Genomic DNA, 26,696 nt, shown 5'->3' with positions numbered 1-26,696 from the left:
ATTGACCTTTGCAGAAAAGCTCGATCTACTCATGCAAATTACCAAAACTTCCAACATTCTTTTGGCTCGCAATATTGCCCTGGATGCGTCTTTTATCAGCCGTTTACGCCGAGGCAACCGAACTCCAGCCAAAAATGTTACCTACCTACAAGCTATGGCTGAATACTTTGCCAGGAATTGCCGAAACGACTGTCAAAAAGTCAGCCTGCGGGAAGCTATTGTTCACAGTTCACAAATCCAAGCAAGAGAAACGGAATTATCACAACCCTTAGAAATAATCATTTATGAATGGCTTAATGAAAAAGAGTCATCGTCTACTGACTCAATTAATTCCTTTCTCGATACAGTAATTAATTTTAAATTCAAAAAAGCGGAACCTAGCTCTGCTACTGAAAATGCCAATATACCAATTATCACTTCAGAAAATGAAGTGTTCTATGGGGCTAAGGGTAAACAAACCGCTGCATTTATTTTTTTGTCCCTGGTTTTAAAAAGCAAAAGCCCTCAAACACTGTTTCTTTACAGCGATGAGGACATGGACTGGCTGGCTCATGACCGAGAGTTCACTACTCAATGGGTATCCATGATTGTGCAGATTTTAAAAAAGGGCAACCGGATAAAAATGATCCATTCCACAAACCGCAATTTTGATGAAATGATGATGGGCATTCAACATTGGGTGCCCCTTTATATGACCGGTGCCATAGAACCCTATTACTATGCCAAAAGCAAAGACGGCTTATTCCGCCAGACCTTCTTCGTAGCTCCGGATACCCCTGCAGCAGTTACCTCCTCCTCTGTGGAAAGCAAGACCAAAAACGCAGCAAATTTCCTTTTCACTAATCACAAAACGGTTCAGGCGCTGTCCGAAGAATTTCTGGATTTTCTGCAGCTTTGTCGTCCTTTGATGCACATATCCACTCCGTCCAGTAATAGTGATAACCGTAAGTATCTTTCACTGCTGGCTGAGTTTGAGGATGAAAAAAGCAATACCCTTATAAAGGCAGATGGCCTCACGAGTATTACCATGCCCCCTTCTGTTGCAATCAGCATCTTGACCCGAATAGAAAAGTCCAGAAGAGAACAATTGTTAGCTCTTCATCAAAAACGATTGGGAAGGTTTTTAGAAGATATTCAGAAATACCGTTTTACGGTAATCTGCTCTCTGCCAGATCCTGAGCAGATTTTAGCTGGAGAGGTAGCCGTAAACTTTTCTGATGCCCTCAGCGAAACCCAGCTTTTCTATACTCCGGATGAATACCTTCAACATTTGTACGGTGTTATTCATCTCCTTGAGACCAATGAAAACTTTTCTGTCTATTTAACGAAGGATAAACACTTAGAGGGAGTTACTATTTATGTCAGGGAAGATGTGGGCTTATTTGTAGTCAAGACTTTAGCGCCTTTAGTTGTTTTTGCTATTAACGAAAGCAATATTACGGCTGCCTTTTGGGATTATTTGCAGGTTCTCTTAAATAAGGAATCAAAGAGTCCCCAAAAACGGAATTTTTCTCTTCTAAAATTGAAGGAAGTTGTCCACAGTTTAGAAGAAATAAATTATCTACCCGAAGAACAAGTTTAACTTTTGAAAAGCATTGGGAATCTTATGATTAATTGTACATATTTATTATAATAAACTTGACATGACAGGGTAATCTATCTCTTCCCCCGTTCCGCCAGCCATAGGCTTTAATCCGGTTTGAATAAAAGAGGATCTGAAAATCGAATCCGAACCGTAACGCTGGCGAATGAGATCGACAGCCCGGTCAAGACGCTGTTGCTTTTCATTATATTCTTGGAAGAAAGCCGTTTGAATGAAATCGCTCCCGCATAATTCCGATACACTGACCCCCATGTGCCGGAGAGGATGGCCCTCCCACAGTTCATCAAAGAGCTCACAGGCCAGCTGATGAATGGCCTTAGTACTGTCCGTGGCCGTATAAAACTTGCTCTGATGGGAGCAGTCATAAAATTCGCGGGTTCGGAAAGAGATGGAAACAAGTTTGGTACAATAAGCGGCAGCACGGAGTCTGGCGCTAACGGTTTCCACGAGGGACAGGAGCAAAAGGTGAGCAGACTGCCGGTCAATAAGATCAAAAGCCGTGGTGGTGGAATTGCCCATGCTTTTGATGACGGGGTGCCGATTTACACGAACCAGAGAAATGTCCCGGCCATTAGCATAATTCCAGACCAAGCGGCCGTGGGATTTGAGAAAGAGCTCCAACCACTTGGGATCAGAGCCGGCCAAATCCCCTATGGTTTTAACGCAGCGATCCCGGAGCTTTTTTGCAGTAGCCCGGCCTACCATAAAGAGCTCTTCCACCGGCAGCGGCCACATTTTCTCCTCGACTTCTTCCGGAAACAGGGTATGTACTCTGTCGGGCTTTTTAAGCTCAGAACCCATCTTAGCCAGGATCTTGTTTGAGGAAACACCAATGTTAACCGTAAATCCCAGTTCATCACGAATACGATTCTTGATGCTGTAAGCTGCCTGAACGGGATCGCCAAAGAGCTTTTTGCTCTCCGTAAAGTCAAGAAAGTATTCATCCACTGAATACTGTTCTACAAAGGGAGAGTATTCCCTTAAGATATCGCCCATAGCGGTGCTGCACTGCATATAGAGGGAATAGTTGGGGGGAACAACAAGTAAGCCCGGGCATTTCATCCTGGCAGTGTGTAAGGATTCGCCGGTTTGGATGCTGAAAGCTTTAGCAGGGATGGATTTGGTAAGTACAATACCGTGGCGGGTCTGTTCGTTGCCGCCAACTACTGAGGGGACAGTACGGAGATCAAGGGAATCACCATGTTGAAGACGGTAAACAGCTTCCCAGGAGAGATAAGCTGAGTTAGCATCAATATGCATAATAATTCTGTTTTGCATACATACATTCGCCCCCAATTAGAACATCTGTTCTAATTATAAGCTGAATGACGGAAAATTAGTAGAGGAAAGTTTTGGAGCCTGAAAAGTATCTTCATTCGACTCATGGTTTAGGGCAAAAAACGCCCCCTTCCTGGGGGCGTGACAGAACACCCACGCACATTGCGCTATTATGTTTTAGTATTCGAAAACATCAACTGGAACATCAATAGCTGATGTATCACCATCGATTACTATCTCCGCAACTGCCCATACATTAGGTACAACATTGCGCAGGTAGTATATGGCGGTGGCTACTTTACCAGTATAGAACTTGTAATCAAAGTGATCAGATCCCACTTCTTTGGCTTTTTTTATCAGCCAATATTGCCTGATCAAGAATCTGCCGGCCACAAAATAGCTGGGCAGTCGCTGTCAGGATACGGCGGGAATACAAGGGAATCATACTCATATTGGTCTTGGAATATCCAGCCAAAGCCTTGAGCATATCTTGGTAAGCATTAAGAGCCTTGCCCAAGTTTGCAAATTCCTTGCTTAAGGCTTCATTGTCCTTGTTAATTTCATAGAAATCGACTATTTCCTGTACCCAAGCGCCAAATACCGAGCCGCTCTACATGTTCATTTTACGGCCAACCAGATCCATGGACTGGATGAAGTTAGTGCCTTCCCAGATAGAGTAGATCTTCATGTCGCGAGCGATTTGAGATACGGGATACTCTTCGCAGTCTTACTTATACTCCAAAATAAGAATTAGTGAAAGTAGTGGTTAGGACAATATTTTTGTGCAGCTATAAATATCTTTCGTACATAACCCCCTGCGCGAAATAAAAATGCAGCATCACATCATTTTTTATTTTTATTCATTCTCTGGTTATGTATCCAGAAGATTTTTTAATAGTTTTTGAAGCACATCCACAATAGCGGTGATGATACTTGTTACTAAAATACTCATTAGACTTAATGATATAGGACCTGCTGGATCATCTCCTGTGACTTTAGCAATTACTTTTAAGGTTACTATCCCTAACAGGATGAAGAAAATGGTTGTTAAACCACATTTCTTTATAACCTTCAAAGATTTAAGTGATAACTCAGAGAAAGCATTGTTCCTTTCGATATAGGTTAATAGTTTAAATGCTTGATACAATGCAATAGAAAACGCAATACAGCATCCATACACATATGCCAATAAGGGATAAAGCGAGTAGACCCCTGGATGTGCTTTTGGTTCTCTAATGGCTATCAAAGGTAACCAAAAGAAACACAAAGCAAGCACCGCAATCCCGAGCAGAAAAATGATTACTTTTAAGAAAGTGGTTGAACCTTGTTTAACATTCATTTAAACACCTCACTAATTTATTGATTTAATGACGTTCATGACAAAATGATTTTAACACACGTTTTATCGTTTATCAATAAATAAATATTGATATTAATTATATTATTATTGTATCTCTTTGATTTGACAAATTAAAAGCTTAATTGAAAGGCGAGAGGCCACTTTGTAAACCAAGAAGCATTTTTTGTAACCGACAACTGAATATTTGTAAACGAAACGCAGTTTTTGTATCCGAAATGCCTTCTTTGAAAATGAAATGCAACTTTTGTAATCCACTTACAGGCATCCGGCATTGCAATAATAAATACTTGTACGTAAACCATTATCCTTCTTAAGGTCATACTCAATGGCTTTTGGATTAGAGAACTCACTTCCGTTATCTGTTAAGATGAAAGGGAATAGTGTTTGAAATATATGAAGGTCACGAATGATAGCCTTCTCTTGGCTTGTACCAAGAATCTTACGCGCGTAAGATTCTTGGTACAAGCCCGACGGTCCCCCCTTTATTTTTGTTTAACAAATTGTGATACTTATCACATAATTACTAGACCTGGATCACACCTCTTTTTCTTCCAAGAGTTATTATGTAAATAGAGAGGCGAACAGGATGGACTAAATATTGCTGGCTTGTCTAATATCTTTCTAAAGGAAGTGCTCATATGAACATCAACAATCTAAAAAGACAACACCAAGAAATACGTCAATTAGTTGATGACATCGAATCCTTGTTAAATCAGGATGTGATGGCTAAGGCTTTTGATATATCCTTAAAAATCGCTACACTAGCCGGAAAATTATCTTTCCATCTCAAGTCAGAAGATGATTTTCTTTACCCATCTCTCATTATTTCTAAAGACGAAGATCTAAAGAAAATATCACTTTCATTTAATCAGGAAATGGGTCATATCTCCCAATCCTTTTCAGACTATAAAACCAAATATATGTCAAGCACTCGGATCAAGGAAGCATGTACACAATTTACAGCAGACACACGTTCAATTATTTTAGAGCTAAGGAATCGCTTGAATAAGGAAGACAAAAAACTATACCCTATCGTAGAGCAGTTCTAAAACAGAAGCATCTCCATCCAGTACTACCTCCTTTGCTATCCCTCAGCTGCGATTACGACCATGATTAATCATATATTGCTTGCATCGAGAACCCTGATTTTGAGTTCAAATCATATACCCTAATAAAATACGTGTTCTTTTCAAAAGTATCCATTAACTCTCCATCAATTAAATACTTAGTAGGTTGGTTATCAGTAATGATACCGTAAAATACTCCGTAATTTCTCTCAAAACCAGTCAACTCTTTCGGCAATACCGAGCTGGAGCTTTGCAGTAAACCAAAATATTTATATTTACCATTTTGAAGACGTTTGAATGCCGCTAGTACAGTCTGTTGTCCAAAATTAGGGGCTAGTTGGTATGAGAAAAGCATTAAATGCAAGTCTTCAACATCTTTTTCTAACACAATAGTAAGATTCTTTGGTTGACCTTCAAAATAGTGTTGGTCAATATAGTTTGTCAGTTCATTGTACGATAAATCTTTGTTCTTAGCGTAAGTGGAAAAGCCGTAATACCCAATAACCAGTGCTATACCAATTAATACCAACGACAATTTCGTCTTATTCTTTACCATTGTATGGCCCCCTTTCTCAATCAAAGAAAAAGATACTCAGAAAGCGACTCTCATCCGTACTTGCTCAATTTTTCAAAAGGTTATATTATTTCATAAGAACCTGCATAAAATAATGCTAGGATGCTGCAAACATCCTAGCTCTACAACACAAACCGCAAGAGGTGGCCATATGGGGAACGAAAAAGTAGCTACTTTTCAGGGTGGGCTACTTTTTCGTCATATTGTAAGCGAACTGAAATACAGAGTTGTACAATCAATTATATCACAAATAGCCCATATTATGTATTTTCATCAAATCGACTTTCTGTCAAACACTCGGCATAACCCCCATTATGGTATTTCCAGCATTCCTCATAGGTTTTCAGAGGTTCGTCTATTTGTCGGTGCAGATGGAACTTCCATCACTGTGTATTCAATTACAAAATATCAATATGCTCTCCGGCCAGGGCTTTGTTCATACTTCGTATTGCGCAAAACTTTCCGCACATGGAACAGGAGTCTTCATGCTCAGGCTTCCTGTCGGCACGGATCTTTTTTGCCGTTTCCGGATCTATGGCGCACTCCCACTGTGCTTCCCAGTCAAACACCCTTCTGGCCTCCGCCATCCTGTCGTCAATCTCCCTTGCCCCTCTTACACCTTTGGCAATATCTGCTGCATGGGCAGCAATCTTTGAGGCCATAATGCCTTGTTTTACATCCTCTAAATTCGGCAGCGCCAGGTGTTCTGCCGGGGTCACATAGCATAAAAAAGCAGCACCGGCTGAAGCGGCAATGGCACCTCCGATTGCCGAGGTGATATGGTCATAGCCTGGTGCAATATCCGTTACTAGCGGTCCTAAGACATAAAATGGTGCTCCATCGCAGATGGTCTGCTGGATCTTCATATTGGCAGCAATCTGATCAATCGGCATATGTCCAGGTCCCTCCACCATTACCTGGACATCCTTTTCCCAGGCTCTTTTGGTAAGCTCACCCAGCCGTACAAGCTCCTCAATCTGACACACATCCGAAGCATCTGCCAGGCATCCCGGTCTGCAGGCATCTCCCAATGAGATAGTCACATCATATTCTCGGCAGATATCCAGAATTTCATCGTAATATTCATAAAAAGGGTTCTCTTCACCTGTCATAGACATCCAGGCAAATACCAGAGAGCCGCCCCTAGATACAATGTTCATTTTTCTTTGATGCTGTTTTATCTGTTCTATGGTTTTTCTGGTAATGCCGCAGTGCAGGGTGACAAAATCAACCCCATCCTCGGCATGAAGTCTTACTACATCAATGAAATCTTTTGCTGTCAGGGTGTTTAAGTCTCTCTGATAGTGGATAACTGAATCATAGACCGGCACCGTTCCGATCATAGCCGGGCATTTCGAGGTAAGCTCTCTGCGAAAAGGAATGGTATTTCCGTGTGAGGACAAATCCATGATTGCATGTGCACCCATATTAACGGCTTCCAGCACTTTTTTCATTTCTATGTCATAATCCTTGCAGTCTCTCGAAACACCAAGGTTTACATTGATCTTTGTTTTCAGCATTGAGCCCACGCCCTGGGGGTCGATACATATATGTTTTTTGTTCGCACAGATTACTACTTTCCCGGCTGCAACTAATGGCATCAGCTCTTCTGCCGTCATCAGCTCCTTTTTAGCTACGATTTTCAGTTCCGCGGTGATAATTCCTTTTCTTGCCGCTTCCATCTGGGTTGCATATTCTCTCATGGCTATTTCTCCTTCATATAGATATTTCACATGTGGTTAAGAGGTACGCTTCTAACTGTCACTTATCCCACTACTTTAAGCAGTGGGATAAGTGCACTAAGTTTAATGCACTTCCGTATTCATGGATTAAACCGCCTCAATCTCCAATGGATTGTTAGCAATATCCTCTGCCGTTGCCTTATATAGTTCATCCAGGAACCGGACTTGAAAACTTCCGGGAGCGTCCACCTTATTTGCAGCCCGTTTTCCCGCTAAATTGTAAACCCCAGCGGCAGTAAGCGCAGCAATAAAAGGGGAGGCAACCGTTGCGTAGACTGCGGTCACTCCTCCTAAGGAACAGCCAAACCCAGTAATTTTCTCCATAAAGTGAGACCCTCCCTGGGAGAAGACTATGAGGTCACCGTCGGTTATTAAATCCGTTTCGCCCGACACGGCAACAGCCCCGCCAGTCCACTTAGCCAGCGCGACAGCCCCAGCTTTGGCGGCATTGACCGAATCCCTAGAGTCAACGCCGCGAACATTGGATACCTCCGTACCGCCGTCCAAACCCCACAAACCAGCCAAAGCGATAATTTCCGAGGCATTCCCTCTGACCACAGATGGTTTATAAGCTTTAAACTGCTGCAGCAGCTGAGTTCTAAGGGCACCGATACCGATAGCCACCGGATCCAGGACCCAAGGCTTCCCCGTTTCGTACAAGACTTTGGCTGTATGTGGTAAAGTCTCCTCATATATGGGCAGAAGCGTACCCATGTTTATGTAGGCAGCTCCGCCGACTTTTGCCAAAAACTCACCCTCATCAGGCAGATAAACCATAGCCGCCGATCCTCCGACGGCAAGCTGGGCATTAGCCACAAAATTCATCGTTACTGTGTTGGTGATCGACCCTGCCAGAGGATTTGTCCGTCTTACAGTTTCTACGGCCTGAATTATTTGGTTTTGAATCTCCCCTTTATTATCCATTTATATCTTCCTTTCTCAGTTTTTATAATAAAAAATGCTTCCCTTTAGCAAGAAAAGCACTTTTTCATTATCGATAATAGATTGCTTCCCTACGCCAGTGTTAACTGACAGGTTCTAAGGGTCAGGTTTTACCTTCTCAACTCCTAAGAGTCCCCCCGCATTTTATTCAGTTTTAATAATAAAAAGTGCTCTCCTTTAGTAAGAAAAGCACTTTTTCATAATTGATAGTGGCTTGCTTCCCTACGCCAGTGTTAACTGACAGGTTCTAAGGGTCAGGTTCTACCTTCTCAACTCCTAAGAGTCCCCCCGCAAAATTATTTAATTTTTTCATATACTATCTCTTGTTGCTTTCCCTGTCAAGCTTTTAGTTAGAGGTGATGTTTTGTTTACCATCGACATTTGTGCTGACAGACCGTCGTCCCGTCGCTTATTGGCGGCATCGGCTTCAATACTCAGTTCCTTGAAGGCGCACCAAAAAACATGGAAACACTTATTTAAAGCGTTTCCATCATTCCAACTATTTAGAACGTTTTAGTTCTTCCTTCCGACTCGATAAGACTCAGCCAAAATTTGAACTGTATGCAATACTTCTTCGTCAAATCCAGCATTTTCGACCCCGCTTTGCAGCTGCAACCGACAAGCCGGACAACCCGTTGCTACTGTATCAGTTTTGGTGGTCTGGATATCTGCTGTTTTACGATCAGAAATTTGTCCGGAGAGATCCGGGTGTACCAGGCTGAATGATCCAGCCATACCACAACAACGACCCGGCTCTTTCATTTCAATCAATTCTACACCGGGAATGCTCTTTAAAATTTCCCGCGGTTCTTTACTAATTCCCTGTCCACGGTTTAAGTGACAAGGTTCGTGATATGTCACTTTTCGCGCTACTCGACCCAAACCTTCTTTCTTAAAGGGAACTTGATGAATCAGGAACTCAGAAATATCGTAGGATTTTTTGGCCCATTTATCCGCCAAGGCTTTAAGTTCTTGATCATTTTCCAGCAGCTCTCCAAAAACATGCTTCCAAGCAGTACCACCAGAAGAACAGGCGACAACTAAGGCATCTGCCCCCATTCTCTCAAAGGCCCGCAAATTGCGTTTGGCTAAGGTACGTGCTGAAGCCACATCCCCATTGACCGAGGCTGGGATACCACAACAAGCCTGGGACTTAGGAATGACTACTTCGATGTCATTTTCCTTAAGCACCGCGATCACCGCTCTGCCGATGTCCGTGTAAAAATAGTTGATCATACAACCCGTGAAGAACCCAACTCTCATCTTGGGGTTTTTAACCTTAATCACTTCAGGGAACTCGGAACGCAAAGTCTTCTTGGCCAACATGGGGAAGACTTTCTCCTTACCTATCCCCACATCCACGCGCATACGTGCTAATTTGCTGTGTCGATTCGGTATGTTTTTTAAGGCAACACCCTGGAAGATACTTCCCGCCTTCATCCCGAAATCAAACACTCGCTGCATCTTCAAGGCAGTGAAGGCAATTTTTTTGGCCGACTGCAGCCCTTTTTTACGGACGGCTTCCGCTCTTGCTGCCAGAATAATTTTGTCAAACCGAACCCCACAGGGACAGTTGGTATTACAAGCCATACAGGTCGTACAAAGGGAAAAACGGTTCCCCATTCCCTTAGTCATCTCTGTTTCGCCCGAGAGAATGTATTCTGCTAAACTAATCTTTCCCCTGGCAACTCCCACTTCCTGGCGTGTTTCCTTGTAAATGGGGCATACTGCCATGCAATTTCCGCATTTCATACATTTATGGAGTTCTTCGGTAATCGAATCCAGTGAATCATATACGGACACGATCAGTCCCTCCTTACAATCTTCCCAGGGTTCAACAAATAGTTGGGGTCCAGGGCTTCTTTAATGCGCTTCAAGGCCGCCACACCTGCTTCTCCAAATTCCCTGTTAAGATATTTCATTTTGGCGATACCAATCCCATGTTCACCGGAAAGAGTTCCTCCCAGGGCTAGCGCCGTTTCGAAAATCTCGTCCACTGCTAGGTGGACTCTTTTCATTTCTTCAGCGTCGCGTTCATCTGTAATAATTGTGGGATGCAGATTTCCGTCTCCTGCATGCCCGAAGGTAGCAATTTGCAGATTATGTTTGGTTGCAATTCTGCGGATTGCTTTAAGCATATCCGGAATTTTACTCCGGGGAACGGTGGCATCTTCAAGTACGGTGGTCGGTCGTTTTTGAGCAAGGGCTGGCAAGGCGCTGCGACGAGCCAACCACAAAAGGTCGCGCTCTTTATCATCTTTAGCTATTTTTAATTGAACAGCTCCTTCCTCGTTCATAATTCGTTCCACCAATACAGCTTCCCGTTGGACAACTTCCTTGTAGCCGTCCACTTCACATAAGAGAACTGCTTCCGCGTCCATGGGGAGTCCCGCATGCACAAAGTTTTCCACGGTCTGAATCGTCACATTATCCAAGATCTCCAGTGTGGCCGGAATAACTTTATTGCGAATAATGGCTGCGATGGCCCTCCCAGCTTTATCAACGTCGTCAAAGACGGCTAACATGCTCTTACGTGCTTCCGGTGCCGGAATGAGTTTGACGATTATTTCAGTGATAATCCCCAAGGTTCCTTCAGCCCCGGTAAAGAGAGCCACTAAATCATACCCTGTCACGTTCTTTACTGTTTTTCCTCCCCAACGAGTGACTTCTCCATTCGCCAAGACCATTTGCAAGCCCATAATATAATGTTTGGTTACACCGTATTTCAGACCACGCAATCCACCCGAACACTCCGAAACGGAGCCACCCATAGTTGCTGTGGTAACTGTACCGGGATCCGGCGGATACAACAAGCCGTGTTTAGCCGCTTCATCATTGAGAGCCTGAATGATCACCCCAGGTTGAACGGTTGCCGTTAAATTATCCTGGTCTACTTCCAGAATTTTGTTGAGGTGGAGCATGGAGAGAACCATACCCCCTTCAACGGGAATAGTTCCCCCACTAAGGTTCGTTCCGGAACCACGTGTATAAATAGGGACATGGTAACGCAGGGCGATTTTCACGACATCTGCCACCTGTTCTGTCGATAGAGGTGCAACCACAACATCCGGCTTATGATGTTTCATCGCCGCAGTTGCGTCATAAGCATAGGTCAATAAGTCTTCCTGCTCTGTGAGGACATTTTCACGACCGAGCACTCGAACAAGTTCTTCCAAGACTTCACGAGCTAACATCCTTATACCTCCTTTATAACGCTTCGAATATGGCACGCCTGTCAGACCACTTGATTTAAAATAATCAATTTACGCGAAACTTCAATAAAGTTACTATAATTCTCTGCTGAACAAACAAAGTGGGAAGGGGCGCAAATACTATACTACCTCTTCCCACCAAGTCATGCTACAAATAAGCAACAAGAGATATTACATAACACTAACTTAGAAATCACAGCATTTCACTAAAACTTTGAACTCTGGTTTTAGTCTGTTCAAAGGATGTTGTTTCCAGGTCAATTTCTATAAATAGGCTCTTAATTCCAGCTTCTTCAAACTGTCTATAGTAGATTGGATAGTCAAATTCTTCAGGGTCACAGAACTTCATCATGCAAACCACAACTGCATCGGCCTTAGACCCTTTAACCATCTCCATCAGCATGGGGCCTCTTGATTTTTTCGCATCTGTAGCAAGAGAACAACCATCGAATTCTTGCCACCATTTAGCCAATCGATATAGTGGGTCTGTACCTGACGGAACATCATTTCTGAACAGTCTGGATTCCTGGGCCAGGTCGTCTGCCACAACAGCAAAACCGTTATCTTTTAAAATGTCTAATACTTCATTGGGTTCAGCCATAATTCCTGTTAAAACAACCTTTTTACCTGTAAAGGCTTCAACAGGTAACGATTTAAGCTCTGAATTCAATTCTTTTACCATAGCGGTATGTTTAGATTTTTCCATAAAAAATCTAGCTTTTATAATTGCATGACGTATTCTGGGATCAATAATCTGAGGATAATTAGCAGCTAGGTCCGTAAATTCACGCATTACTTTACGATTTTCGTTATAAGTTTCAATACTTTGGTTGAGTGCTTCATCAGTAATCTTTACATTCAATATTGTTTCCAGCTTTTCACGAACAAGTCGATATTCCTCAGCAAGAAACTTATTGGCTGCTTCGAGTTTTCTGTTTTGAGGATGAGTAAATACGATGACAGGTGATGTTCCTTTCCATTTTTGGCTGAGACATTTTAAAGTGTCACAAGGAACGGGGAAAAGTACTGCTTCTAAATCGTCATATACCCCTTCAAGCTGCATTTCCATAACTGATTGCATAATTGAACAAGCAAAGGGAGGTAAATAGGCACGGGCTTTTGAAATACTCTTTTGTCCTCCCCAAATACCTACGGGAAGAAAACCAGCAGCATGAATTATTTCTTCAGGGGCATAATAAGGCATAACCCCTACCGACCCTTTACCGGTTTCTTTTTTATAATCTTCCATAGCCTTGCGGGGATTATTTGAAATTGAAGATAATTCACTAATAATAGTTTCAATTCTACTCATTGGAAACTCCCTCCTTATTCTGCTTCATCATTTCATCTAAGGCCTGGATACGTGTGTCAAACTGGGCAGGAGAAAAGTTACGAGGATCAGTTTGGTCTCCATCAAAGCTTACATAGGGTAAACCATTTTCTTTTTGGAGGATATCAGCAGTTTCTACATTCAGAAAACTCATGAGCTTACAGCTTCTGTTCTGATGATAAATAACACCGTCACACTTTCCGCCACTAATTACGTCACTAAGAACCTTAACTTTATTATCAAGACAAGTATTGATATAAATTCTAGTATAAGCTTCCGCCATTGAACTCATATCACCTGGTGTATAACTAACATTCCACAGACCCGGATAGGCTGAACCTGTCATTATATTGCCAAGATTCTTTAAGCCTTTAAATGTATGTCCCAGGTGCGGCCAAACAGCTATGCCTTCCCAAGTTACCCGCTTTTGTTCATTTCCTTTAAAGGCGAAGATACCCTTATTAAGATTTTCTTCAAGTTCATCAGCAAACTTTTTAAAGGTAATTTCTGCGTAGTCTTTACTCCTTGCACAAACGATCAGGGCCATATAGTTGAAAAGATCAAAACCATTTAAAGGGGATGGTTTATGTGATGACAAAGCAGCGATTCTATTCCATTGGGCAACAGAACGTTGGGTTTGTTCCTGTACTTTTAAAAATTTGTCATAGTCGAATTTCTTGCCGCAAATTTCCTCAAGCTGAGTAATAGCTTCCTTAAACTGTTCCGCAATATAATCCTTGGCATACTGTGGAATGGGCATTGTATGATTAAAGGGAACATCAATGATGATGCAAGGAATATTTAATTCAACGGCAAGATTCTCATACCACTTAAGCAAGGTGTTACAAATGTTGTTACAGGTTATGACAAAATCGGGAAGGGGTATTCTGGCCGCTGGGGATTTTTCAAGCTTTTCCGGTGTTATTCCTGTTAAAGCCTCCTGTTTTAAAAGTTCCATATAACCAAGATTTACTCTTGCATAGGAGCAAGTATCCACGTTATAGCCTTTTTCATCCGCAACTTCAAGCACATCTAAGGCACCTTTTCTGGCCCCAATACCCGCAGCATGGGTTTCAGGATATATCATAGCTACATCCATAGCCACACAAAACTCCGAAGGAGCAACGGATGCAGACCAACAAACAAGTTTTCCTTCTTTTTTTGCCCGTCTCGCTTCTTCATACAATTCTTCCTGATAGAAACCTAACAATTCTTTGGCGCTCATAGCTGTTGTATCAGTCATCTCTCATACCTCTTTCCTTTATTTATTAGCTCCCCTGACTTCTTCGAAGGCAAAGATAGCAGCTCCAAGGGCAGCTGTAATTTGTGGATTAGGAGCTACAATGACAGGTTTTTTTAGTTCTTTGCTTATTGCCCGGACAACCCCTAAGTCCTTAGCAACACCTCCGCACATAACAATGTCCTCTTCCACCCCACATCTATAGGCAAGTCCACAGGCTTTGCTAGCAACTGACTGGTGAACCCCTGCAATAATATTCTCTTTAGCAACTCCGTTGGAAAGCTGAGATATTACCTCAGATTCTGCAAAAACTGTGCAAGTGCTGCTGACCGTGGCAGGTTCTGTTGCACGAGCATCGTATTCTGCCATTTCATCAAGATTAACTTCAAGTACTCGTGACATAACATCGAGAAAACGTCCTGTTCCGGCGGCACATTTATCATTCATAAAAAACTGCTTAACGCCGCCTTTACTGTCAAGTCTAATTGCCTTAACATCTTGACCGCCGATATCAATAATTAATTTTGCTGAAGGAACTAAAAAGAAAACTCCCTTAGCCTGACAACTGATTTCGCTAATTTGTTTGTGTGCTTCTTCCACAGAAGATCTTCCGTAGCCTGTAGCAATAATTTTAGCCATGTCTTCCAATTTAAGACCTGCTTTGGAAAGAGCTTCATTCAGTACACGTTTAGGTCCTGTCGAACCTGTTCCAATCTGAATGACTTCTCCAGCGATAATATTAACTCCATCTTCAAGTATTACAACCTTTGAGGATGAGGACCCAATATCAATCCCCATTGTAAACATAGATTAATCTCCCTTTTTGATTATTTCTTCAAGTTCATTAGTTCTTCACTAAAAAGTCTTGAGTCCATAATTTTAATATTTTTGTCAACTGTAGGGACAAAATCCATTAAATCTATAATTTGTGTTTGAATATCAATTCCGGGAGCAACTTCAATTAAGTTAAGTCCCTCTTCTTTTAATTCAAATACAGCTCTTTCTGTTATATATAAAACAGGTTGTTTAGTTTTAATTGCATATTTTCCACTAAATGTTACCTGTTCAACTTGTTTAATAAATTTCCTTTGCGTTCCTTCTTGTTCAATTATTAACTTGCCATCTTCAATTTTTTGTTTTAAGCCTCTTGCTGTAAATGTACCGCAGAAGAATACTTTTTTTGCATTTTGGGTGATATTGATGAAACCACCACATCCCGGTATTTTGGGACCGAATCTGCTGACATTAATGTTGCCCTGTTCATCACATTCAGCTAAACCTAAAAATGCCATATCCAGACCGCCGCCATCATAAAAATCAAACTGACTATTTTGGTCAATAATAGCGTCAGGATTTAAAGTAGCACCAAATCTGGCTCCACCTTGAGGACTGCCTCCTATTGCTCCTGATTCAACAGTTAAAGTCATATAACTAGCTATCTCTTCTTCACTTGCAACTTGAGCAACATACTCAGGTGTTCCAACACCTAAATTAACAACTGTATCCTTTACCAATTCCATAGCTGCTCTTCTGCCAATAACTTTTTTAATACTCAATGGGGTTTTTTCAACATTACCTTCAGGTGCTCTTACTGCCCCGCAAAGTGCTGGATTATATTCATGTCCAACACTTTGTTCATGATCTTTCATATCAACTACTTCTACAACACCATGAACATAAATGCCTGGTATTTGTACCAGTCTGGGGTCTAAAGTACCACCTTTTACAACCTTTTCCACTTGAACAATTACTTTTCCACCATTATTTATAACTGCCTGTGCTATAGATGTAACCTCAATAGTAGCTACTTCTTTTTCTAGGGTTACATTACCATACTCATCCGCATAAGTACCTCTAAGGAAGGCGATATCTATAGGAAAAGCTTTGTAGAAAAGCTTTTCTTCATTGCCGATTTTTATAACTTCTACTAAATCTTCTGTCGTCCTAGCGTTTATTTTACCTCCGCCATTTCTTGGATCAACAAAAGTACCTAATCCAACATGGGTAATTGTACCGGGCCTATGACCCGCAGCATCTCTAATAACATATTCCAAAGCACCTTGTGGTAAGTTATAACCTTCGCATTTATTAGCTAGACACAGTTCGCCTAACTTCGGAGCAGTATTTAAATGACCTGCTATGACCCTTTTAACCAAACCTTCGTGAGCAAAATGATCACCGCCCGTGCCGTTTCTGCTGCCTTGTGATGCTGGATAAAACAAAGTTATATTTTGAGGATAGCCAGTCTCTAAAAATTTCTTTTCTATAGCTTTAAAAAGTGCTTCCGGAAGACTATTGCCAACAAATCCACTGGTACAAAGAGTGTCCCCATCTTTGACTAAATCAACAGCCTCTTCTGCTGTGAGAATATTAACCTTCTTCATATTTGTCCTCCTCCAATGTTATCCTCAGTGATATAACCTGCCCCGCAAAATGCGGGGCATTTTAAACAGTACAAATAAAAAGGGTATTGAAGTGCTCATCAATAAAAGCTAACTCAGAACTTCCGGCTTTTCTCTGTTATTTAGACTTCATCAAGTCAGGATTAAATGCATCGGGCCGGCCGGAGGGATCTGAGTACCGAAAAATCACTTAGAAGGATATTTTCAATTTAATTTAATATTCAAAAAATATTTGGCTTGAGTATGCGCCTATAAGTACTCTCAAGGATCAATTTTTCTGTTTTAAAGCAAACATGAACACGATATGATAATATCGTCCCTGTCTTAATTCTACTTGTTGCCTTAGATTTATGTTGCAAACTATATGATGGGAATATTTTCTTAAAAATAGTCCTCTGCATAAAGGTTTATAAATCCACAATTTAAACAAACAAATTTTATGATGTTTTGACTTTGTGGATTAACAACTACTTCACTATTCTCAATTAAGATAAATGCATCATCTCTTGTCTTGATATCCACCTGTTTTATTTGTCCTGAATGACAAGCAATACACTCTTTCATATTTCTCCTTTCTACATAACGATATCACTCCATAAACCGTCGGTTGATCTTTATATTTCCTTCTTCATCTTTCAACCTCAAATTTATGGAAATCTCATAACTCAAAATGGAAAGTGATTAAAAGAGCAATCACGATAAAACTGTGGTTTTTTAATACGAAAATATCTAAGCGTATTTCGCCCCTCTGCCATAAACGCAAATCTGTTATATTTGGGGATTAATCTTTAAAAATTTCTCCAGCAATAATCATTCTCATTATTTGATTTGTTCCTTCATAGATCTGAGTTATCTTAGCATCTCTCATCATTCTTTCAACATGATAATCCTTCATGAAGCCATTTCCACCAAGCATCTGAACGCATTCTACGGTTACATGCATTGCTGCATCTGTACAAGCCATTTTTGCCTTAGCTGCTGAAACTGAATAAGGTCTTCCTTCTTGTTTATCAAGAACTCCTTTATACAATAGATACTTAGCTTGTTCAATTTCAATCGCTAATTCAGCCATTTTAAATGCTAAATACTGATTTTTAAATAAAGGCTTGCCAAACTGTATTCTTTCTTTCAGATATTTTACCGCACAATCATATGCTCCTTCTGCAAGACCAAGTCCTTGTGCGGCGACTCCGAATCTCCCACCATCAAGAGTTTTCATTGCTATCCCAAAACCTTTTCCCTCTTGTTTTACTAAGTTTTCAGCTGGGACAATACAGTCTTCAAAAAGCAGTTCTGAAACTTTTGTTGCTCTTATCCCACATTTGTTTTCAATAGTGCCTATTGAAAATCCGGGGAAACCTTTTTCAAGAATAAACGCTGATAATCCCTTTGTTCCTTGACTTAAATCCGTTGAAGCAAATACTAAGAAGGTCTCTGATAGAGGGCCATTTGTAATGAAGCATTTAGAACCATTTAATATATAGTGATCTCCGTCTTTTACAGCTCTTGTTCTAACACCTGCTGCATCTGAACCCGCATTTGGCTCAGTTAATCCGAAAGAGCCAAATTTCTTTCCGGAACATACATCTGGAAGATATTTTTTCTTTTGTTCCTCTGAAGCGTTTTGATATATTCCTCCTGCACAGAGAGAGGTATTTACAGAATATGAGATACCAACGGCACTATGCACCTTGGAAATTTCTTCTACGGCTAAGATGTAGGATAAATAATCTCCGTCGGAACCACCATATTCTGATGGGAACGGTAAGCCCAATAAACCCATCTCACCCATCTTCTTATAAAGATCTACAGGAAATGTACTAGTTTCGTCACTCTCAAGTACGATAGGTAAAAGTTCCTTTTGGGCAAAATCTCTGGCTACTTTCTGAATAGCCTCTTGCTCTTCTGTTAAACGAAAATCCATATTATTGCCTCCTTCTTAATTTTCAAACAGCCCTTCGGCATTCGCTGAGGCAGTCGGGACAAGGATTTCCTTGAACCAACTTTTTATTGCAGTCCTCCCACTTTTAGTGGGAGGATGTTTTATTATCGAGCTAAACTGGAAATTCACGTGAAATCAATACAAAACGTCCTCATAATTTTGATTGGCAAGGGAACTATTCTATTAAATTTTTGGGTGTCGCTTTGAAACCTATACTAATTTCTCACGAACGTATCAGATTCCGTTCTTCTACTTCTCTGCGTGCATTATTCCGTCGGGATCTGTACTGTTGCCCATGATGACTGTCCTCTACTTAAATATAGGTTCACTTGACCTTTCCATAGCGCATACTAAATTCCACACCACCTCCTTAAATTTTTGATTTAGTTAAATATTCAAAAGCTTTTGATAATTGAATATTACTTGCTAGCAAGTATTTTGTCAACAAATAAATATGTATAAATATAGTATTTTATACTTAAGGTTCCTCTCAAAAAATCCCAAGTCAAATTACTAATTATGCTGCTACTAACTACACTATGCTCGTCTAGAAAAACATACTTCACTCGATGCTTTGTAGCCTTAATTGACAAGATTAATAAGTTTGAAATATAGTGGTAATATAATTAATAAATAGAGGTGCTGTAATAATGGAAATGACTGAATGTATTAATTTCTTACTAACTCAGGCACAACAAAAAGTTTTTAAATGTTTAAAGTCGGAACTTGAACCGTTTAACGTAACGCCTGTGCAATATGGAGTGTTACAATGTCTTTGGGATAAGGGAAGTCAAACCCCCAAGCAAATTGGGAGTGTTTTGGGTTTAGATAGTTCAACTATCACTGGAATCTTGGATAGATTGGAAAACAAAGCATTGATTATGAGGAATACTTGTAAAGGAGATCGGCGAACTATCAATGTTGATTTTACTGAAGAGGGACTCAAATTGCGTGATCCAATAGGTAAAATTATTGAAGAAGTAAATAAAGAAGTATTAAAACAATTTAGTTTAGAAGAACAAAATCAATTAAAGAAATTTTTAGAGCGAATTTAAACGAAAATTATAAAAGAATGGCTGATGAAGCCTATTTTTTCAAAAGATTACTTTGCTAGCAAAATACTTGTTAGGAAGTATCTTGCTACATACGGAACTGTCCTCCGATGCGCTAGGGTCGAATTCCAGTGTCAAATTAGTCATAATCAAAGGTGGACAATAAAAAAAACCTGCCCGGTCCCTAAAGCACAGGAAGGTTTCTCCCAAAAAGGATGTTGTTATATTTTGTGTTTTTTATTCATAATATTCTTAATTAATTATTTATTTCACATTGCAGGAAATAGACAGAAAATATAGAATGTTCAACTCTATTAGGGAGCTCTTGACCACTAGAAAACTTTATTGATTTGCTTTAATCAAAGAATACTTCGATATATAGGAGGGGTTTCAAATGAAAAGCACTTTACAATCTGGTTTGTCTTATGAGTTTAAGTTTACTGTTCCAGAAGACAAAACTGTTCCTTATCTTTACCCTGAATCGGAAGAATTCCAAGCAATGCCTAAAGTTTTTGGAACGGGATTTATGGTGGGCTTATTTGAATGGGCATGTATTAAAGCTATCAATCCTCATTTGGATTGGCCTAACGAACAAACCGTTGGCACCGATGTTAAATTAAGCCACATTGCCGCTACACCGCCAGGTTTTACTGTTACAGTTAAACTACGTTTAGAAAAGATCGAGGGCAAAAAATTACTGTTTCATGTAGAAGCCCATGATGGGGTAGACCAAATTTCTGAAGGTACTCATGAGAGATTCATCATTAATGCCGCTAAGTTTAATGAAAAGGTAACCAGGAAATCAGAGATAAAAGCATAACTGAGCTTCGCATTACAGGAAGTGCCCGTCCCCACTAAATTATGTGACCCTGCTTTCTCATTAGCATTCGCAATAAAAAGGAAATTCTCTGCATAGATGAATCATTACCTCTTCGTGCCGATTAGACATTATAAGCTGAGCGACTCATCTTTTATATTTATGTTTTAAATATTTCCTTTGTCAAATAAAGTACATGTATCGAATATTGATCGTTAAAAAGCATCTGCCTTCATTAAGCAGATGCCCTAACGATTTTAAACTTTCTTTATAATTTCTTGAACTCTTCCAATTTGCCCATCCTCAAGTCTTACTTTAATTCCCCTCGGATGTTTCTGGGAGTTTGTTAGGATATCTTTGACAATACCACGCGTCCTTTTTCCCGTTCTTTGGTCTTCTTTTAAAACAATATTTACTGTGATTCCAGAATGAATATTACTTCTTACTTGGCCATCCAATCTTATTAATCCCCCCTTCTATGATTTAAGCATACCAAATGGTACCAAACATTTGTTTTTGTTTCAACGTATATTTGGAAATAATCTTCTTGCTATCTGAGCAAAAGCTCTTTTTGCCGTGACTTATAGGGTCTTCCAAAATATTTTCCTCCCTTTACTGGATTTCTACATACCCTTCTGTTCCATGGGGCATCAATCCCCCAACTTCGGTGACCAGGGCTAAAGCACTAATTATTCGGTAGGATAGTCTAATACACCCTCAACGGTAAACTCCGTAGTTAAGAATTGTTGGTACTTATAAGGGCCGCTTGGCACATAATCCTTAGGAGGTAGTAAATGTGCATTAATTTGCAATTTATATTTATGACCCTTTTTTAAGCCAAAATTACCAATGGAGACTGGAACAGTCCAACTTGAAATGCCATTTGCTTCATTTGGTCTTGGAGAAATAGGATTAACTTTTCCATGCAGGTCCCTCTTATAAGGGCCTGACGGTTCATTTGCGCCTGTATAGCCTGGGACCCAAGGTATCATATCAAAAATTGCAATAGAGTATAAATCAACATCATTTGGATTTTTTTCCACCTTCCAACTGATAACAAGTGGTTCAAGCTTAACGATACTGCTTGCTTTAGGAGAAAGTAGTGTAACCTTAAAAATCTTTTCTGGGATAGAGTTAACATTCGAATTTGTAGAGTTGCTTTTATTTGTGTTTGAACCCGCAGAGGCTTCTACCTTTTTCTTAATTGTCACCGAGCACTTATCAGTAAAACTTCCATCCTCGGTTCTCACTATTATATCAGTAGTACCAGCTGCCACCCCCTTAATAGTTCCATTTTCATCTATGGTAGCAAATTTTGTATTACTCGACTCCCAGACAACCTTTTGATTTCCAGCATCGACTGGCTCAATAGATATTTCAATTTTTTCATTAGAACCGATGTCAATGGTAACTGAGTCTTTGTTCAAAGATATACCTTTAACAGACTTAGGAGTGACTATTATGTCACTAGATACAGATAATTTCCCGTTCTTTGTTTTAGCTGTAATTATAGCCTTTCCAATTGAATTTGCTTTCACAAGCCCTGTCTCATCAACAGATGCTATTTTTTCGTCACTTGTTAACCACTCAATTTCAGGTTTCTTCGCGTTCTCAGGACTTATTAAAAGGTTTAAAGTATTACTCATGCCTACTTCCAAACTAAAGCTATGTTTATCAAGTTTAAGTTCTTTTACGGATTTTTCTGTCGTACAGGATGTGAGTATTACTAAGATAACCAGAACAGCAATGAACCATGGAAGTTTTCTCAACTATTAACCCCCCTCATCAATCTTTTCTTAGTTTGTACAAAATCTCTTCGAATCTTCCATCATTGATTGCCAAAGTGAGGCGCGCCGTTTTCCGGGATTTGTACAAGACCGGTTCTTACGGGTAAAACTATAGCTAGAATCTAATTCTGGGTATGTCCGCTTCCTTTAAATTGTCTTCCCATGTCCAAAAATGAGCCTCCCCGTTGCCCACCCGGAAAAAGATAAAGCAATAAGTGTATTAATGGAAGTTTCATCTACGGCTATGTGGGGCTGTTCGGAATTTTCGGGTAAGATTTTATTGTATTCAAGTTTCACAGTTTTCTTGTGAAAGGTTTGCCCTATATAATAAGAAGGAATTTTTTAATACTGCCAGAGCCGGCGAACATGGCAATTGCCGAAGGAATCGCATCCCTAAAACATGTCGGAGAAGAACTCCTATCTATGGCAAAAACTCAATAGTTAGTTGAAAACATGCAAAATAACACCACCGAATCAATTTAAGCTTGATCTCGGTGGTTTAAATTTTGCATCACTCCTAATTACCTAATACCGGTATTACCAAAAAACGACATAAAATGAATGAATAACCTGATAAAATATAAGGGTTAAAACCATATGTCTAAATCTTAGGGATTTAAAAAATAGCATTAAGGAGGGATAAAATGTGAGACAGATTCTGGCCAAAAGTGAACATTGCCTCGGTTGCAAAAGCTGTGAACTAGCTTGTGCCGTTGCCCACTCCGCCAGTAAGACCTTGTTCCAGGCAATTAGTGAGCTTCCCCCCCCACAAAAGAGAATCTTCGTAGAGTGCAATGGAGAAATAAATCTCCCATTGCAATGTCGGCAGTGTATCGATGCTCCTTGTGTTGACGCCTGTATGAGCGGGGCTATGCAGTTTGATTTAACAACCGGATTAATTCAAGTCGATGACCAACGGTGTGTAGGGTGCATGATGTGTGTAATGGTCTGCCCCTTTGGAGCTATTACCGAAATTACTGCTACCCGTAGAGTCACCAAGTGCGACCGCTGCCGGGAATTATATTACGATCCGGCTTGTGTCTCAGCCTGTCCAACCAAGGCTTTGGAATTTGTGGAGGTTGAAACGTTTGCCCAGAGGGGACGTAAAACCTTCTTAGACCAAATGAAGGGAGTCAATTAATCAATGAAATCTCAAAAATCAATTGATCCTGCTGCCTTAGAATTGCTGCCTAAGGCCGCCTTAGATGGAGTAGAGACCGTTTGGGATCGCTATGAAGCTCAACAACCTCAATGCGGGTTTGGCAGCTTAGGAGTTTGCTGCCGGCATTGTGTTCAGGGACCTTGTCGAATTGATCCCTTTGGCAATGGCCCGAAAGCGGGTATCTGCGGAGCAAGTGCCGATGTCATCGTAACTCGTAATTTACTAAGACAAGTAGCCGGCGGAGCCGCAGCCCATGTTGATCATGCCTATGAGGCCGTTGAGGCTTTAGAGCTGGCGGCTAAGGGGAATATCAATTATAGCATAGCTGATGAGACCAAATTGCAGCAAATTGCCCGTGGATTAGGTTTGGAGGTCTCTGATAAAAACAAAGCAGATCTAGCCTTGGAGGTTGTAGAAGCCGCTTATGCCGATTTAGCTAATCATGGCAGTAAACCCGTGCAATGGCTGATGGTCAATGCACCCAAAGAAAGAATTGCCGTCTGGCAGAGTTTAGGGATTCTTCCCCGCAATCCGGATCGGGAAATTCGCGAAGCAATGCATCAAACAACCATGGGTATGGATGCCGACCCCGTAAATCTTGTCCTATCAACCGCCAAACAAGGGTTGGTGGACGGCTATTCCGGTCTAAAACTGGCCACAGATATGCAAGATATCCTATTCGGAACACCGACTCCTGTCGTGACAGAAGCCAATTTAGGGGTTCTCAAGGAAGACTGCGTCAATCTCATCGTCCATGGCCATGTCCCCTTGCTTTCGGAAAAAATCGTCTTTTGGGCTGGAAAACTACAAGAAGAAGCAATCCTTGCCGGAGCGAAAGGTATTCAAGTCTCAGGGGTATGCTGTTCAGGCAATGAAGTCTTAATGCGCAACAGGATCCCTCTCGCTGCTAACTATTTAGCTCAAGAACTGGCCATAATAACGGGTGCAATTGACGCAATGGTCGTTGATGTACAGTGTATTATGCCTTCCTTAGCAAAAGTAGCCTCTTGTTATCATACAGAGCTTATCACAACCATGCCCATTGTCAAAATACCTGGAGCCACTCATGTTCCCTTTACTTTAGAAGGTGCTGATGATACGGCTCAGGTAATTGTTCGCAAAGCCATCACTGCCTATGGTCGCAGGAACAGTAAGAAGATACACATACCTAATTACAAACAGAAAATCGTAGCTGGATTTAGTGTAGAAGCAATTGTCAGTGCCCTCTCGGCTGTGAATCCTAACCAACCCCTTAAACCTTTGGTTGACAATATTGTTAATGGCAATATTTTCGGAGTCGTAGCTACCGTTGGGTGCAACAATGTCAAAGCAACTCAGGATATCGTTCATGTAGAATTAGTAAAAGAGCTTGTGAGAAATAATGTATTAGTGGTGGCTACAGGATGTTCAGCTCATGCCCTGGCCAAGGCTGGTTTCATGAATTCTGAAGGGACTGAAACTTACGCTGGAGAAGGTCTGAAAGCCGTTTTAACTGCAATCGGTCAAGCTGCCGGTTTAGGTACTCCCCTCCCCCCTGTCTTACACATGGGAAGTTGTGTGGATAATTCAAGAATTGGAGATTTAGTAACAGCTCTGGCCGGCTATCTGAATGTAGATTCCGCCTCCCTTCCTGTGGCAGCCAGTGCTCCCGAACCTCAGCATGAAAAAGCCTTGAGTATCGGAACCTGGGCTGTAACTATGGGACTAACAACGCACCTTGGCGTAGTTCCACCCGTATTAGGGAGCAAAGCAGTGACTGAATTACTTACCAACGGCCTCAGTGACGTGATCGGGGGAAAATTCTACGTTGAAACAGATCCCTTAAAAGCCGCTCAAGGACTTCTGGAGGATATCCGTTCTAAACGCCAAAAGCTCGGACTTCCGTGTTAAGGGAAGGGAAAACTTATGACATATATCGTTGTTGGCAATAGCGCGGCCGGGTTGTTTGCGGCTGAAGAAATCCGCAAGCATGACTCTCAGTCAGAACTCATCGTCCTCACGGCGGAACAGGAACCTAGTTATTCACGTTGCCTGACTACGTATTTCTTAACAGGAGATATTCCCGTTTCCCAACTTTACTTGCGAACGCCTGATTTTGCCGAACGGCTGAATCTAACAATCCTTTACGGAGTAAAGGTTAGCGGGATCGATCCCCAACAGCAAATTGTACGCAGTGCTGATGGACAAGAGTGGCATTATGACAAACTTTTGCTGGCCATGGGATCTTCTGCGAAAAAACTCGCGATTCCAGGGGCCAAGCTTCCAGAGGTATTTACCCTGCGTACTATGGATGATGCCTTGGCAATTAATAAGCTCTTAGAGCAAGGAGTGCAAAGAGCTGTCATCATCGGCGGTGGGTTAGTTAGTTTAAAAAGTGCTTATGCCTTAAGAAAAAGGGGACTTGACGTCACTGTTGCGGTCTCCTCAGGGCAGATCCTTTCCCAAATGCTTGATACGAAAGCAGCTGGCTTAATTCAAGAGCACTTGAGAATTAATGGACTTAAAGTTCTATTAGGAACCGAGGCCTTGTCTATCCTGGGAAAAGACCATGTCCAAGGTGTACTGGTTTCACCCGAAACAGAACTTGCTGCTGATTTAGTGATTGTAGGCAAGGGCGTTCGTCCAAACATCCAGGACTTAGGTGATCTCGGCTTTAATATCGGGTATGGACTTCAGGTAAATTCCTCATTAGAAACCAACCTTCCCAATATCTATGCTGCCGGGGATCTTGCAGAAACTTGGGACCTGGTCCGACAAACCTTTACATTGAATGCAACTTGGCCCAATGCAGCGACCCAAGGCAGAATCGCCGGGGCAAATATGTGCGGGAAAGAAGAGGTTTACCCAGGGTCTCTTGGTCTGAACTCTGTCGATTTCTTTGGTCTTTCAGCTGTATCTGTTGGAATTACAAAGCTCTCTGACAGCCAAAAGCCGGATAATTGGACTGAAGAGGAAAACCTGAAAATAGTAGGAGACAAGCCCAACTATCGCAAACTAATTTGGCAAGAGGACCTGTTAAAGGGATTTATCCTGGTTGGGGACATATCCCAATGCGGCGTTTTGACGAGCTTGATTAAAGCAGGCCGTCCATTAACTCAACCTCAAAGAAATTTGACCTTGGGTAAACTTGGAACTCTTGCGGTTGGAATAATCAAGTGAAGTTGCTTGTGATATCACTTTCCAAAA

General features: G+C 41.2%; 25 protein-coding genes and 2 riboswitches. Of the genes, 7 read left to right on the top strand and 18 right to left on the bottom strand.

What is annotated here, in order from left to right:
- Window position 1 precedes the first annotated feature (1 nt).
- On the top strand, window positions 2-1,582 hold the full coding sequence (locus DESMER_RS08795; RefSeq protein WP_042333567.1) for a hypothetical protein: 1,581 nt from the start codon (window positions 2-4) through the stop codon (window positions 1,580-1,582).
- Window positions 1,583-1,627: 45 nt separating this feature from the next.
- Here DESMER_RS08795 and DESMER_RS08790 read toward each other — a convergent pair whose 3' ends face one another.
- The 6 genes from DESMER_RS08790 to DESMER_RS24840 all read right to left on the bottom strand — a co-directional run bounded on the left by DESMER_RS08790 (window position 1,628) and on the right by DESMER_RS24840 (window position 4,706).
- Entirely contained in the window at window positions 1,628-2,881 is a 1,254-nt protein-coding gene (locus DESMER_RS08790; RefSeq protein WP_014902691.1) for a DNA polymerase Y family protein, read from the bottom strand.
- A gap of 177 nt (window positions 2,882-3,058) precedes the next feature.
- Window positions 3,059-3,274, bottom strand: a complete 216-nt coding sequence (locus DESMER_RS24680) for an acyl-CoA dehydrogenase C-terminal domain-containing protein (protein WP_345787938.1) — start codon at window positions 3,272-3,274, stop codon at window positions 3,059-3,061.
- Window positions 3,210-3,440 (bottom strand): acyl-CoA dehydrogenase C-terminal domain-containing protein, encoded by a 231-nt coding sequence (locus tag DESMER_RS24675; RefSeq protein WP_282433077.1) that lies wholly within the window; start codon window positions 3,438-3,440, stop codon window positions 3,210-3,212. Before DESMER_RS24675 ends, DESMER_RS24680 begins: the two co-directional genes overlap by 65 nt.
- Window positions 3,441-3,491: 51 nt before the next feature.
- Entirely contained in the window at window positions 3,492-3,569 is a 78-nt protein-coding gene (locus tag DESMER_RS24385) for a hypothetical protein (RefSeq protein ID WP_242831103.1), read from the bottom strand.
- Window positions 3,570-3,752: 183 nt separating this feature from the next.
- Window positions 3,753-4,220, bottom strand: a complete 468-nt coding sequence (locus tag DESMER_RS08780; protein WP_014902690.1) for a DUF2975 domain-containing protein — start codon at window positions 4,218-4,220, stop codon at window positions 3,753-3,755.
- A 276-nt stretch (window positions 4,221-4,496) separates the two neighbouring features.
- Window positions 4,497-4,706 (bottom strand): hypothetical protein, encoded by a 210-nt coding sequence (locus DESMER_RS24840; RefSeq protein WP_042333563.1) that lies wholly within the window; start codon window positions 4,704-4,706, stop codon window positions 4,497-4,499.
- Window positions 4,707-4,879: 173 nt separating this feature from the next.
- On the opposite strand from DESMER_RS24840, the gene DESMER_RS08770 reads away from it, so the two are divergent.
- Window positions 4,880-5,290, top strand: coding sequence for a hemerythrin domain-containing protein (locus DESMER_RS08770; protein WP_014902689.1), 411 nt, complete (start codon window positions 4,880-4,882; stop codon window positions 5,288-5,290).
- A 64-nt stretch (window positions 5,291-5,354) separates the two neighbouring features.
- Here the strand turns inward: DESMER_RS08770 and DESMER_RS08765 are convergent, their stop codons facing one another.
- From DESMER_RS08765 to DESMER_RS08715, 10 genes are all read right to left on the bottom strand, one after another.
- A complete protein-coding gene (locus tag DESMER_RS08765; RefSeq protein WP_014902688.1) occupies window positions 5,355-5,864 on the bottom strand; it encodes a hypothetical protein in 510 nt (169 codons plus the stop codon).
- A 416-nt stretch (window positions 5,865-6,280) separates the two neighbouring features.
- Window positions 6,281-7,585, bottom strand: coding sequence for a phosphomethylpyrimidine synthase ThiC (gene thiC, locus DESMER_RS08760; protein WP_014902687.1), 1,305 nt, complete (start codon window positions 7,583-7,585; stop codon window positions 6,281-6,283).
- A gap of 126 nt (window positions 7,586-7,711) precedes the next feature.
- Entirely contained in the window at window positions 7,712-8,548 is an 837-nt protein-coding gene (gene thiM, locus DESMER_RS08755) for a hydroxyethylthiazole kinase (protein WP_014902686.1), read from the bottom strand.
- Between the two features lie 68 nt (window positions 8,549-8,616).
- Window positions 8,617-8,715: riboswitch (TPP riboswitch) on the bottom strand.
- Window positions 8,716-8,767: 52 nt separating this feature from the next.
- Window positions 8,768-8,866, bottom strand: a riboswitch (TPP riboswitch).
- 213 nt (window positions 8,867-9,079) lie between these two features.
- Window positions 9,080-10,369, bottom strand: coding sequence for a (Fe-S)-binding protein (locus DESMER_RS08750; RefSeq protein WP_014902685.1), 1,290 nt, complete (start codon window positions 10,367-10,369; stop codon window positions 9,080-9,082).
- A 2-nt stretch (window positions 10,370-10,371) separates the two neighbouring features.
- Window positions 10,372-11,760 (bottom strand): FAD-binding oxidoreductase, encoded by a 1,389-nt coding sequence (locus tag DESMER_RS08745; RefSeq protein WP_014902684.1) that lies wholly within the window; start codon window positions 11,758-11,760, stop codon window positions 10,372-10,374.
- 211 nt (window positions 11,761-11,971) lie between these two features.
- Window positions 11,972-13,090 (bottom strand): 2-hydroxyacyl-CoA dehydratase subunit D, encoded by a 1,119-nt coding sequence (locus DESMER_RS08740; RefSeq protein ID WP_014902683.1) that lies wholly within the window; start codon window positions 13,088-13,090, stop codon window positions 11,972-11,974.
- Window positions 13,083-14,351, bottom strand: a complete 1,269-nt coding sequence (locus DESMER_RS08735) for a 2-hydroxyacyl-CoA dehydratase subunit D (protein ID WP_014902682.1) — start codon at window positions 14,349-14,351, stop codon at window positions 13,083-13,085. Before DESMER_RS08735 ends, DESMER_RS08740 begins: the two co-directional genes overlap by 8 nt.
- 18 nt (window positions 14,352-14,369) lie before the next feature.
- The gene (locus tag DESMER_RS08730; protein WP_014902681.1) at window positions 14,370-15,155 is read right to left on the bottom strand and encodes an acyl-CoA dehydratase activase; all 786 of its coding nucleotides are present in this window, start codon (window positions 15,153-15,155) and stop codon (window positions 14,370-14,372) included.
- 20 nt (window positions 15,156-15,175) lie between these two features.
- Window positions 15,176-16,732, bottom strand: a complete 1,557-nt coding sequence (locus DESMER_RS08725) for an acyl CoA:acetate/3-ketoacid CoA transferase (protein WP_014902680.1) — start codon at window positions 16,730-16,732, stop codon at window positions 15,176-15,178.
- A 799-nt stretch (window positions 16,733-17,531) separates the two neighbouring features.
- Window positions 17,532-18,674 (bottom strand): acyl-CoA dehydrogenase family protein, encoded by a 1,143-nt coding sequence (locus DESMER_RS08715; protein ID WP_014902678.1) that lies wholly within the window; start codon window positions 18,672-18,674, stop codon window positions 17,532-17,534.
- 668 nt (window positions 18,675-19,342) lie between these two features.
- On the opposite strand from DESMER_RS08715, the gene DESMER_RS08710 reads away from it, so the two are divergent.
- Entirely contained in the window at window positions 19,343-19,747 is a 405-nt protein-coding gene (locus DESMER_RS08710) for a MarR family winged helix-turn-helix transcriptional regulator (RefSeq protein ID WP_014902677.1), read from the top strand.
- 391 nt (window positions 19,748-20,138) lie between these two features.
- The gene (locus tag DESMER_RS08705; RefSeq protein WP_014902676.1) at window positions 20,139-20,564 is read left to right on the top strand and encodes a thioesterase family protein; all 426 of its coding nucleotides are present in this window, start codon (window positions 20,139-20,141) and stop codon (window positions 20,562-20,564) included.
- Window positions 20,565-20,818: 254 nt separating this feature from the next.
- Here DESMER_RS08705 and DESMER_RS08700 read toward each other — a convergent pair whose 3' ends face one another.
- Together DESMER_RS08700 and DESMER_RS22570 are read right to left on the bottom strand one after the other, a co-directional pair.
- Window positions 20,819-21,019: a YwbE family protein gene (locus DESMER_RS08700; protein WP_014902675.1), complete on the bottom strand. Its 201-nt coding sequence runs from the start codon at window positions 21,017-21,019 to the stop codon at window positions 20,819-20,821.
- Window positions 21,020-21,250: 231 nt separating this feature from the next.
- A complete protein-coding gene (locus DESMER_RS22570; RefSeq protein WP_014902674.1) occupies window positions 21,251-22,330 on the bottom strand; it encodes an Ig-like domain-containing protein in 1,080 nt (359 codons plus the stop codon).
- Between the two features lie 664 nt (window positions 22,331-22,994).
- Between DESMER_RS22570 and DESMER_RS08690 the strand changes: the two genes are divergently transcribed.
- The 3 genes from DESMER_RS08690 to DESMER_RS08680 are packed head-to-tail and all read left to right on the top strand — an operon-like array spanning window position 22,995 to window position 26,669.
- Entirely contained in the window at window positions 22,995-23,489 is a 495-nt protein-coding gene (locus DESMER_RS08690) for a 4Fe-4S dicluster domain-containing protein (protein ID WP_014902673.1), read from the top strand.
- Between the two features lie 3 nt (window positions 23,490-23,492).
- Window positions 23,493-25,400 carry an anaerobic carbon-monoxide dehydrogenase catalytic subunit gene (gene cooS, locus DESMER_RS08685; RefSeq protein ID WP_014902672.1) on the top strand — a complete coding sequence of 636 codons (1,908 nt, stop codon included), beginning with the start codon at window positions 23,493-23,495 and terminating at the stop codon, window positions 25,398-25,400.
- 15 nt (window positions 25,401-25,415) lie between these two features.
- On the top strand, window positions 25,416-26,669 hold the full coding sequence (locus DESMER_RS08680) for an NAD(P)/FAD-dependent oxidoreductase (protein ID WP_014902671.1): 1,254 nt from the start codon (window positions 25,416-25,418) through the stop codon (window positions 26,667-26,669).
- The last annotated feature ends 27 nt before the right edge of the window (window positions 26,670-26,696 follow it).

The organism is Desulfosporosinus meridiei DSM 13257 (genome assembly GCF_000231385.2).
In the GTDB taxonomy this organism is placed as follows: Bacteria; Bacillota; Desulfitobacteriia; order Desulfitobacteriales; family Desulfitobacteriaceae; genus Desulfosporosinus; species Desulfosporosinus meridiei.
The sequence above is the reverse complement of the archived record's forward strand: the minus strand, read 5'-3'. Positions and strand labels throughout refer to the sequence as shown.